Source organism: Achromobacter sp. GbtcB20 (assembly GCF_019091095.1).
Taxonomy (GTDB): Bacteria; Pseudomonadota; Gammaproteobacteria; order Burkholderiales; family Burkholderiaceae_B; genus Achromobacter; species Achromobacter mucicolens.
The window spans coordinates 1-305 of record NZ_JAGXJZ010000419.1; the positions used below are offsets into that span (position 1 = coordinate 1).

Sequence of the window (305 nt, forward strand, 5' to 3'; positions counted from 1 at the left end):
TGGGAATCGTCCTTGAAGCCGCCGATGCCCGGCCCGTGGCCCGCGCGCGGGTCGATGATCAGGTAGGGCCGCCGTTTCGGGTCGACCGTCACGCCTTCGGGCGGCTTGATCCTCAGCAGCGCGTAGTTGACCGGGCGCTCGAATCCGCGCCCGTCGAGCACCGTCTCGCTCTCGAAGTGCAGCACCGGCTCCAGGTCGTGCACCGCGCTGGCGACGAAATCGTTGCCGCGCTGGCGCAGGGTGTCCCAGAACAGCACCGAGCGCTGCGCCGCGTCGACGGCGTAGCTCATCACGTTCCAGGGGGT

Annotated in this window: 1 protein-coding gene; it reads right to left on the reverse strand. The window is 69.5% G+C overall.

Features of this window, described 5'->3' with window-relative positions:
- On the reverse strand, window positions 1–305 hold a 305-nt coding region (locus tag KVT32_RS29585), incomplete at both ends, for a DUF3141 domain-containing protein (RefSeq protein WP_217619371.1).